This window comes from Pseudomonas sp. Pseusp15, from assembly GCF_059492165.1.
The window spans coordinates 5,781,659-5,792,497 of the sequence record NZ_CP168523.1 but is presented as its reverse complement, the minus strand read 5'-3'; the positions used below and the strand labels follow the sequence as shown (position 1 = coordinate 5,792,497).

The 10,839-nt window shown below is 61.6% G+C and carries 6 protein-coding genes; 1 reads left to right on the top strand and 5 read right to left on the bottom strand.

Going from position 1 to position 10,839, the window contains the following annotated elements:
* Positions 1 to 218: 218 nt before the first annotated feature.
* Entirely contained in the window at positions 219 to 659 is a 441-nt protein-coding gene (locus tag ACEN8R_RS26175; protein WP_111452973.1) for a hypothetical protein, read from the bottom strand.
* Positions 622 to 1,251 (bottom strand): nucleotidyltransferase domain-containing protein, encoded by a 630-nt coding sequence (locus ACEN8R_RS26170; RefSeq protein ID WP_111452974.1) that lies wholly within the window; start codon positions 1,249 to 1,251, stop codon positions 622 to 624. Before ACEN8R_RS26170 ends, ACEN8R_RS26175 begins: the two co-directional genes overlap by 38 nt.
* 589 nt (positions 1,252 to 1,840) lie before the next feature.
* On the opposite strand from ACEN8R_RS26170, the gene ACEN8R_RS26165 reads away from it, so the two are divergent.
* Complete coding sequence (locus ACEN8R_RS26165; RefSeq protein ID WP_495624451.1) at positions 1,841 to 2,218, top strand: DUF6124 family protein; 378 nt, start codon at positions 1,841 to 1,843, stop codon at positions 2,216 to 2,218.
* Between the two features lie 153 nt (positions 2,219 to 2,371).
* Here ACEN8R_RS26165 and ACEN8R_RS26160 read toward each other — a convergent pair whose 3' ends face one another.
* Genes ACEN8R_RS26160 through ACEN8R_RS26150 form a run of 3 tightly spaced genes read right to left on the bottom strand, consistent with a single transcriptional unit; the run spans position 2,372 to position 10,817 of the window.
* Positions 2,372 to 2,827 carry a chemotaxis protein CheW gene (locus tag ACEN8R_RS26160; RefSeq protein WP_018928719.1) on the bottom strand — a complete coding sequence of 152 codons (456 nt, stop codon included), beginning with the start codon at positions 2,825 to 2,827 and terminating at the stop codon, positions 2,372 to 2,374.
* Positions 2,820 to 8,723: an Hpt domain-containing protein gene (locus ACEN8R_RS26155; protein ID WP_495624450.1), complete on the bottom strand. Its 5,904-nt coding sequence runs from the start codon at positions 8,721 to 8,723 to the stop codon at positions 2,820 to 2,822. The genes ACEN8R_RS26160 and ACEN8R_RS26155 overlap by 8 nt, the downstream gene beginning before the upstream one ends.
* Before the next feature lie 36 nt (positions 8,724 to 8,759).
* Positions 8,760 to 10,817: a methyl-accepting chemotaxis protein gene (locus ACEN8R_RS26150; protein ID WP_018928717.1), complete on the bottom strand. Its 2,058-nt coding sequence runs from the start codon at positions 10,815 to 10,817 to the stop codon at positions 8,760 to 8,762.
* Positions 10,818 to 10,839 lie beyond the last annotated feature (22 nt).

Genomic DNA, 10,839 nt, shown 5'->3' with positions numbered 1-10,839 from the left:
CCACGGGTTCGCTGTCGTGGGAGTCACCTTAGGAGTGTTGGGTGGGGGGCATCAATCAAGCAGAGAGACGGATCGTTACGCTGACCGTAATGATCGAACACCGCCCCGATCGTTCCCACGCGCAGCAAAGGAATGCCTCAAGGGACGCTCCGCGTTCCAGCTCTCGAATGGGACGCGGAGCGTCCCGGGCTGCATTCCTTTGCTGCGCGTGGGAACGATCAGGTCCGCGATGAACTGAAGGACGCCATCTGTTCCTGCACTCGAATCAGAAGCTGTTCAGCACTTTCCAACAACTGCGCCAACAGCGCCGGATCTTCATCCATATAGCCTTCGTACTCCGCCAGGTTTCGTCGCTCATGACACAGGGCGAATAGCCGAACCTGTACTTTGCCAATATCAGCGGTATGAACCAGGCACTGAAACACCAGATAGCGTTTGTCTGAACGGTAGCCGCACAAACGAAGAGCCGTCAGTGCAAGGGCATGGGCAGCGTTGTATGCCAGGTCGAAACGACTCGCGAAGGAAAGTGAAGACGTTTGGGCGTCCTTCAATCGATCCACAGCCGAACGCATCAGCCCTTCGCATTCCTTGCGATCCGGCGGCTCAGCTTTCAGTCCACCACTACGTAACAGGTTTTCCAGGTTCTCGTTGCTGCCCATCCTTGGACTCCAAAGGGTTTCCCCCCATCAGATTGATCTTGTCCTGCTGCGCTACCCGCACGACAAAACTATTTTCAGCCGCCAGTTTTGCGGCCCAGTCGTCGGGGGTGTAGAGCGTCGGGTTGAGGACGCGGCCCAACTGCTCCTCCATTGGTATAAGCCGCTCCATCACTTCACTGTAGTGCAGGCCCTCGCCGATCAGCATGAGATCAATGTCACTGGATGCGTTTGCCTGATCCTTGGCGATAGAGCCGTACACAAATGCCCAGGTGATCTGTTCGGCAAAGGGTTGAAGCGCCTGACGCAGAGGCTCTGTAATACCAAAGGTTTTGCGGGCAATGCCCAGCAGTTCGGCATAGATCGGGCAGTCGGGATTGGCTTGATAGTGGGTCTGGTTGCCCTGACGGGTCATGGTCAGCACGCCTGCCCGCTGCAACCGATCCAGCTCGCGCATGAGGCTGCCTTTACCCACTTGAGCCCAGCGGGCGATCTCGTTGGCGTAAAAACTTCGGTCGGGTTTACCAAACAGCAGGCCGAGCACTTTTTGCTGGGTGGTGGTGAACAAGGCTTCGCTCAATGACAGGTTTTTCACGGCAACGACCGATAAGTCCCAAAAAAGGAACGATAGGTCCCTTTTTGGGAATCTTCAACCTAATGCAGAAACCTTTGTGGCAAGGGGGCTTGCCCCCGTTCGGCTGCGAAGCAGTCGTAAAACCATTGTTCTCGGTGTACCTGATACACCTCGGTTGCAGGTTTTGGGGCTGCTTCGCAACCCAGCGGGAGCAAGCTCCCTCGCCACAGGAAGGTCCGACAGCCTGAGGTTTTGTGTTTAAAAGTTTGTCGGCAGGAACGGTGTGAGGCTACACAGTCGTGCGTCGCTGCCTACAGCAATGCCGGAAGCCGCTGACTGGTGAGGTTTTGCGTTGATCTTTATCGTTTGTGTGTCGCTGCCAATTCAGCGACCGGGACTGGAAACCCCGATGAGTTACTGGCGCCAAAGCGCCCTTCATAACGTATGCTTGCGCACCTTTCAAAGTGTGCACTCCGTTATGGCGGCTGTGCGCGGGAGACCTTCGGGTCGACCGGGTTGCCGTACCCCGGGTTTCCAGCCTGCGTACAGCTGTCACCCCTTCGTCTTGGAAACCGAATGGGCCAGCTCCAACCCAATACGGTGATTCACTATGTTCAAAGCTACTCCCAACCCCCCGGAAACCGGCGTCGATTCCCAAGCATCACTCGATGCAGAAAAAATGAAGGAAGCCGCCGACCGCGCCTTCTCCCATTACTTCCCGTCACCCCACGACAAACCGGCCAAACGCCGTAAGTCCCAGCTCTTCACCGTCTCCCCCGATATCGACACCGAAGCCCTTCTGGCCAATGCCTCCGAAGACCTGCTGTCCATCAGCGCCATTGCTGCCGATCTCGCGGACGATGTGGAAGGCTCACGCCGCTCTGTAGCCTTGGCGCTCAGCCGTTTGGCAGATGGCGTGCAGTTGTTGGTGGAGCGGGTGCTGGATCATCATGAGTCGTTGCAGATGAAGGCTCGGGCCGGGGTTTAACGCACAACCCCCTGTGGCGAGGGAGCTTGCTCCCGTTCGGCTGCGAAACAGTCGTAAAACCATTGTGCTTGGTGTACCTGACACACATCGATGACAGGTTTTGGGGCCGCTTCGCGACCCAGCGGGAGCAAGCTCCCTCGCCACAGGGTCCGGTCAGACCAGACCCGCATTCACAAGCAGGTCTTCCAGCGCGAGCAAGTCAGGCACCTTGGCCACTTGCTCCCCCACCTGCACCGCCGCCTTCTCCAGCGAACACAACGGCACGTCAACATAACTCAACTGACTGTCGAGCTTGTAAGAACGCGGAATCCCCTGCACCAGCAGCGCAATGAACTTCAACTCAGGCCGCCCGCCAAGGGCATTGAGGATGACGATCCGCGCCCGTTCCCCGATCACCACTTTGTTGCCACACGCCGACTCGAAACTGAGCAGTGGAATCTGCCGTTCGCGCCAGGTCACCCGCCCCAGGTACCACGGCGGTGTATCGAGATCGAAAGCCCCCGGCTGATAGTCGATGAGTTCGGCGACGGCGACGTTGGGCAGGATCAGGTTGCGGTCGGCCAGGGGCAGCAGCAAACCTGTCAGGTTGCTGGAGCGGTGCTCATGCATGGGTTTTGCTCCAGCGGGCGATGCTGTCGAGCAGCACCGATTCCTGATACGGCTTGCCGAGGTAGTCGTTGACGCCGATGGCCATGGCGCGGTCGCGGTGTTTTTGACCCGTGCGGGAGGTGATCATGATGATCGGCAGATGCTGCAAGCGTTCGTCGGCGCGCACCTGGGTCGCCACTTCGAAGCCGTCCATGCGTGGCATTTCGATGTCCAGCAGCATCAGATCGGGCATGTGTTCTTCCAGCAGTAGCATGGCGTCGACACCGTCCTTGGCGGTCAGTACGTTCATGCCGTGGCGCTCCAGCAGACGGCTGGTGACCTTGCGCACGGTGACCGAATCATCGACCACCAGCACCAGCAACGGCCGTTGCGCCTCGGGCTCGACGTCCTGTGTCACCGGTCGTTGCGGCACCTGCGCTTGCATCGCGCGGATCGGCGCCAGCAAGTCGAGAATCAGCACCACCCGACCATCGCCGAGAATCGTCGCACCGGACAAACCCTGCACTGCGGCAAATTGCGGGCCGAGGCTTTTGACCACGATTTCCCGGGTGCCGGCCATGGCGTCCACCTGCACCGCAACGTGCCGTTCGTTGCACTGCACCAGCAATACCGGCAACGGCAGGCTCTGGCCCAGCAGTTTCGGGCGGGTACTGGTTTTCAGCAGATCGCCGAGGTAGCACAGCTCATAGCGTTGCCCGGCGTATTCGTAGCTCGGTGGATCGAGCCGGTAATGCCCTTCGAGTTCGTTGGGCAGCACGCGAACGATGCCGTCGATGGTGTTCAGCGGGATCGCGTATTGATCCTCCCCGCACTGCACCATCAGCGCGCGGTTGACCGACACGGTGAACGGCAGGCGAATCCGGAAATGCACGCCCTGCCCCGACGTCGAGTCGATGCTCATGGTCCCGCCGAGCTGCCGGACTTCTTCGTGAACCACGTCCATGCCGACGCCACGCCCGGAGATCTGGGTGATTTTCTCGGCGGTGGAAAACCCCGGTTGCAGGATGAATTGCAGCACGTCGCGATCGCTGATGTCGCTGTCCGGGGCGAGCAAGCCGCGCTTAATCGCCTTGCGCCGCACGGCGTCCAGCGGCACGCCGGCACCGTCGTCGCAGATGTCGAAAATGATGTCGCCGCCCTCTCGCGACAAGTCGAGGGTGATCTTGCCTTGAGCCGGTTTACCGGCCGCGATCCGCACCTCGGCCGATTCCAGCCCATGGTCAACGGCGTTGCGCAGCATGTGTTCCAGCGGCGCGGCCATGCGCTCGAGGACGTTGCGGTCCATCTCGCCTTCGGCGTTGCCAACGATGAACTCCACATCCTTGCCCAGTTCGCTGGAAACCTGACGCACGATGCGTTTCAAACGCGGCAGCATTCGTTCGAACGGCACCATGCGCGTGCGCATCAGGCCTTCCTGCAATTCGGTGTTGATGCGGCCCTGCTGTTGCAGCAGATTTTCCGCATCCTGATTGCGCCGGTCGAGGGTTTCCTTGAGGTCAAGCAGGTCGGAGGCGGACTCGAACAATGCCCGCGACAGCTGTTGCAACTGCGAGTGACGGTCCATCTCCAGCGGGTCGAACTCTTCATAACCCAGGCGTTCGGCCTCGACTTGCTGACGGCTGAGAATCCGCCCCTGGGTTTCGGTATCGAGGCGGCGCAACTGGTCGCGCATGCGCTCGATGGTGGTTTCCATTTCGCTCAGGGCCACCCGCGCATCGTTGACCTGTTGTTCGATACGGCCACGGAAGATCGAAGTCTCCCCGGCCAGGTTGACCAGGTCGTCGAGCAACTCCGCCGAGACCTTGACCGTGTCGGCGCCTTCGGGTTGCAACGCGGCTGGCTCGGCTTTGGGCGCTGCGGGCATCGCCATCGGTGTCGGTGTTTCGGGCACCGCCGGGTGGCTGAAATTCTTGATCGCCTCGATCAGCTGATCGGCCGGTGGAAGTGGCTGACCGGCGCGGGTGGCGTCGAGCATCTGCGCCAGTCGGTCATGGCTGCTTTGCAACAGCGTGAACAGCGCCGCGGTCGGTTGCAGCGCGCCAGCGGACAAGCCTTCGTAGAGGAATTCCAGCTCATGGGCCAGGTCGCCGATCGGCGCGATTTCCACCATTCGCGCGCCACCCTTGAGGGTATGCAGGTCGCGCAGCAGGGTTTCCACTTCCTGACGATTCGAAGGCTCGGCCTGCCAGCGCAACAGCGCCGCGCCGGAGTTTTCGATGATGTCGAAACCTTCTTCGAGGAAGATTTCCAGAAGCTCGGGATCATGCCCCGGCGAGTCGTTGCTGGCCGCCGGTTCGATCACCTCGGCACTGCCGGCATTACCCAGACGAAACTCACGAATGGCCTCGATCAATTCGCCCGGATCGCCCAACGGACGGTTGTGCTGCAACTGTTCGAGGAACACGGCCAGTCGGTCATGGCTCTGTTGCAGCAACTGCGCCAGCGCTTCGCTGTGGCAGTAACGGCGGTCCACCAGGCCTTCATAAAGGCTTTCCAGCTCATGGGCCAGATCGCCGACCGGCTCGACCTCGGCCATCCGCGCACCGCCCTTGAGGGTGTGCAAATCGCGCTGTAAAGACAGTAGCGGCGCGGCGTTTTCCGGGTCGCTCAACCAGCGTTGCAAGGCCTGGCCGGCGCTTTCAAGGATATCCACCGCTTCCTCAAGAAAGATCGAAACGATTTCGTCGTCCAGATCCACCTCAGTCGCGGCCTGCTCCAGCTCGGCCGTGGCGCTGCCCAGTTCTCGAATGCTCAGGGTGCGGCTGCCATCGCTGCGAATCAGGCCCATGGAGGATGGGTCGAGACTCTCATCCAGCAAGTCGCGCAAGGCCCGCACCCGCTGCGGTTGCGCAGTGACTTCCTGGCCGGCAGCCAGTTCATCGAGCATGTTGATCAGCGCTTCGTGGGCACTTTGTGCTTCGTGGAAAAACCTGTCGCTGACCGCCAGGCTGCTTTCTTCCACAGCGCCATAGAGATCGAGCAAGGCTTCACAGAGCTCGTCCACCGGATGCAGGTCGGCCAGGTGCGCGCCTTCGCCGAGGGTGGTCAATTCGTCCAGCAGCGCGCTGAGTTCCTGGCGCTCGCCGGGATGCTGCTGCCAGCGCTGCAACAGGCTTTCGGCGTCCAGCAGGATGTCCATGCCCTGGGCGAGGAAGTTGTTGATCAGTTGCGGGTCGCGTTTGATCCGCAGCCCCGTGCCGGGCGCGCTCGACAGGCTTTGCAGATGTTCGGCCAGCAATGTCCGGGTGCGTTCAATCAACGAACGGGCGCCGGGGATTTCGGCCAGCGGGTCGCTCTTGAGCTGTCGCAGCCCCAGGCGGAACAAGCCTTCGGCTTCCAGCAGCAACTCGACTTCGTCCAGGTCGAGGGCAATCCGGTGCGCCTTGTACTCCCGGGCCAGTTGATCCAGCGACGCCGCCAGCTCGGCAATCGGCAGCACGCCGGCCATCGACGCGCTGCCCTTGAGGGTGTGCAAGGCTCGCTGCAACTCGTCACTGGCCTGCAGCGGTACGTGCTCGGCAGCCTGATCGAGGAAGCGATTGAGGCTGTTCAAATGGGTTTCGGCTTCGTTGCGGAAGATCTCCAGCAACAGCGGATCGAGCGCCGCGACATCCTGCGCGTCCTCATCGGACAGCGGTTCATAACCCTTGGCGAGGGCATGGGCGCGGGCGGCCAATCGATCGACATCGTTGCGCTGGCGCTGGGCGTTGGCGGCGAACTCGGCCACCAGTTCCGGCAGCAACTTCAGCGCGTCGCCCACCAGTTGCTGCACTGCAGGCAAAGGTGCAACGCTGTGTTCAAGCACGCGGTTGAGCAGGTTTTCCACCGCCCAGGCCAGCTCGCCCAGCACCAACGCGCGGACCATCCGGCCACTGCCCTTGAGGGTGTGGAAGGCGCGGCGTAATTCACTCAAAACCGATGTGCTGTCGGGATTGGCCGACCAGCGCGGCAGGTACTCCCGGAGGATTTCCAGAACCTCGTCGGTTTCTTCGAGGAAGACTTCCCGCAGTTCATCGTCCACCGGTTGTTCATCGGCGGGCGGCGGCAACAGACTACCGGGCATCGTCAGTGCCGGCGGGTTGACGGACGACACCGGGCTGGCCAGTACATCGGCCAACGACTGGACGGTTTCGGGGTCGTCCAGCTCCTGCATGTCCTGCATCACCAGGGCTTCACTGGGGCTGAGCACATCCTCAAGCTTCGGCACGTGCTGTTCGCTGGGGAAACAGCCGAGTGCGGCCAGGCCTTTTTCCGCAACGTCGAGCAGTTGTTCACCGGGCGCTTCGGGGTCGTCGCTGAGGCGCTCCAGGTAATACTCGATGCTGGTGATGACGTCAGCCAGGCTGTCCAGTTGCTGCCAGCCGGGCTGCCCCGGGTCCACCAATAGATGCTCGCGGATGAAACCGTTACAGGCCTCGACCAGGCTCGCCGCGCGGGCCAACGGAATCATCGCCAGCGCACCGCGCACTTGGGTCAGCAATGCCGGCAACGGTTGCAAATGCTGACGGTCCCAGTCGGCGTCGATGTAGTCGACGATCATGTCCTTGGCCTGCTGCAGGCAGATGCGCGCTTCCTTGATCACGATCTGGTGGATCTGCGTCAGGTCGGTGGTCGGCAGACGGCTGTCTTCCTGGCTTTCCGGCTCCACGGTGCCGACCATGCCGGCCAGGGTCGCTTCGACGTAGAGCAAGGCCCCGGCGACGTCCATGAGGGTCGCGTCGTTAGGTTCGCGCTGGCCCTGGGCGAGGCTCAGCACCACCGCCAGTTGATCGATGATGACCTTGCGCGGCTGGCCGAAACCGAGCACCGCCAGGGTGTCGGCGATTTGCCGCAGCGGCGCCAGCAGGCTTTCGAGGTCCGAGGTGTGCTGGCGGTCGCTGCGCACGAACAGGTCCAGGCGCTCCTTGACCCGCACCAGCTCTTCGCACAACGCCGCCAATACCGAACGCATGGCATCGCGATCAGGGCCGGCCAGCCTCGCCCGTTCTTCATCGACCATCGCACTGTCGGGTAGCGCGTCGTCCAGTGAGTAGCGATCTTTCATGGTCAGCATCTGCCCGGTGGGGTGTTCGGCCTTGGCAATATAGAACAACAAACTCTTGAGCAGCTCTGGCGGTGCCGGTTGATTGATCGCGGGCATGCCTTGTTCGAGCAGACGCTTGAGCTCTTTGTCGGCCTCCTTGAACAGGCTGCGCAACGCGGGGCTATTGGCGATCGAGCCATTGCGCATGCCTTCGACCAGCGCCGAAGCGACGTGCCATAACGGGCTCAGCGGCGCATTGCCGCACAGCCCTTCAAGGCGTGCAAAAACCCTGGACAGGTAAGCCAAGTGGGTTTCGTCATCCTGCTCGCGCAGCAAGCCGACCAGCGCCATCTGCAGCATTTGCCGCAACTTGCGCAGCACATTCGGCAAGTCGGACGGCTCCAGCAGCGCCAGGGCTTCTTCGCTCAGGGGCGGCAGTTCCGGCAGTTGCGGGCTGAACAGGCTGGTTTCCGACAACAGGCTTTCGCCACGGGCACTGCGCAGGTCGTTGATCAGCGGCAACACCACCAGCGGCAGGTCACGCCGGGCGCCTTGCACCCGGTCGAGGTAAGTCGGCAATTGCCCCAGGGCATGCAACAGCAAACGAATGGCCTCGTCGCGATGGCTGATGCGGTTCTGCTGCAAGGCGCTGGTCAGTTGCTCGATCTCTTCGGCGAGCAGCGCCGCGCCGTAGAACTCGACCATCTGCAAACTGCCGTGCACCTGATGGACACAGGCCAGGCACTCACTCAGCGCGTGCGTCGCCTGCGGGTCGTCGATCAGGGTTTCGATCGCCCGATGAGCCTGCTTCAGCGTTTCGGCAATCTCGCCCTTGACCCATTCGAGGGCCACATAGTCGTGCCGATCACCCATAACTACTCCAATCAAATGCATACGCCCTGAGGCGGTTCAAGCGTTGTCCGCAGCTTGCGCAGGCTTGGCCGGCAAGGTGAAACCGGACACCGAACGCCGCAGCTGGCTGGCCATTTTCGCCAGGTTGCCAATGCTCTCGGCAGTGGCGGTGGAGCCGGACGAGGTCTGCGTGGTGATCTGCTGGATCACGTTCATCGTCAGGGAAATCTGGCCGGCCGAAGACGTCTGTTGCTGCGCGGCGTTGGAAATACTCTGGATCAATGCCGCGAGGGTCTTCGATACGCCTTCGATTTCTTCCAGGGCCACTCCGGCATCCTGCGCCAGACGCGCGCCGCGCACCACTTCGGTGGTGGTCTGCTCCATGGAAATCACCGCTTCGTTGGTGTCGGTCTGAATTGCCCGCACCAGCGTTTCGATCTGCCGGGTCGCCGCGGACGAGCGCTCGGCCAGCCGCTGTACTTCGTCGGCCACCACCGCAAAACCGCGCCCGGCGTCACCGGCCATGGACGCCTGAATGGCCGCGTTGAGGGCGAGGATGTTGGTCTGATCAGCAATGTCATCGATCAGGCTGACAATGTCGCCGATTTCCTGAGAAGACTCACCGAGGCGCTTGATGCGCTTGGCGGTGTCCTGGATCTGCTCGCGAATATTGTCCATGCCGTGGATGGTGTTGTGCACCACTTCGTTGCCCTTGTTGGCAATTTCCACCGAGCGCTCGGCCACCGCTGAGGATTCGGCGGCATTGGCCGAGACCTGATCGATGGACTCGGCCATGTCGTTGATCGCCATGGAGGCTTCGGAAATCTGCTGCGCCTGATGCTCCGAGGCCTGGGCCAGGTGCATCGCGGTGGCCTGGGTTTCCTGCACGGCGGCGGCGACCTGGCCGGCGGTGAGGTTGATGGTCGCCACCAGATCGCGCAACTGGTCGACGGAATAGTTGATCGAGTCGGCGATGGTCCCGGTGAAGTCTTCGGTCACCGAGGCGGTCACGGTCAGGTCACCGTCGGCCAGGTCTTCAATTTCGTCCAGCAGGCGCATGATCGCGCTCTGATTGCGCTCGTTCTTCTCAGCGGTTTCACGCAACTGACGGTTGGTTTCGCGCACCATCACCAGGCCAATGAGAATGATCGACATCAACGCGAGCAAACCCAGCACGTAGCCGCCGATGGTATCGGTGTTGCGCCCGCCGGCGAGGTTTTCGAAACGGCTGGCCAAGTGCGAAGCTTCATCGAGCAGGGTTTGCGACAGGGTAAAAATGTTGCTGGCCGATTCGCGGACCTTGAACAGCTCCGGCGAGGTTTCGAGGATTTCGTCCACCGAACCCGAGACGAATTCGAACAGTTCGGAAATCTCGGTCAACCGGGCACGGGCATCGCGGTCTTCGACCTGGCTGATTTTCAGCGCCGCATTGCCCTGAAGCATGCCGTTGAGCACCTGGCCAAAACGCGCCGCATCGCGACCGAAGGCGTCGGCGGCCTGCTGCGAGTTTTCGTCGCCGGACAGCACGGTGTTCACTGCACCGAGAATCCGCTCGGCCAGCAGCGACTGACGCTGGGCCATCGCCACCTGAGCGGCCGGGGCGCCACGTTGCAGGAGGGTTTCGACGACCTTTTCGTACTCGACCTGCAATTGCGGCACGGTTTCGGCCAGCGTCGCGGCGACTTGATGCAATGACAACACGGTCTGTTCGCTGGAGAGAATGGCGTCGGTGTTTTTCAGCAGCCGCTCCCAATCCAGCTGTACCGCGCGCATTTCCGGGCGCACAGTGGACGGTGCCGGCGGCAGGCCGGTGGAGGGATCGCCTTTCTTCAGATAGCCCCAACGCAGGGCGAAGTCGTTGCGCGCATCGCTGAGCAACTTGAACGCCGCGGCCTTGCCAGCGGCGGCTTCGGTGGCGTTCTTGGCGATGCGTTGCGACAGCACCCGCAGCTCACCGGCGTGGCCGATGTACTGCTTGTCGTAATTCGCCTGGGTGTTGAGGTACGCGAAGTTGGCGAACAGCAGCATGATGAAGATGATCAGCGCGATGAACAGCACGATGATCTGCGACCGGCTGCGCGACCCTTCCGGCGTACCTGCGTTTGCTTTAATCATCGGTCCTCGCCTGTCCTGCCCA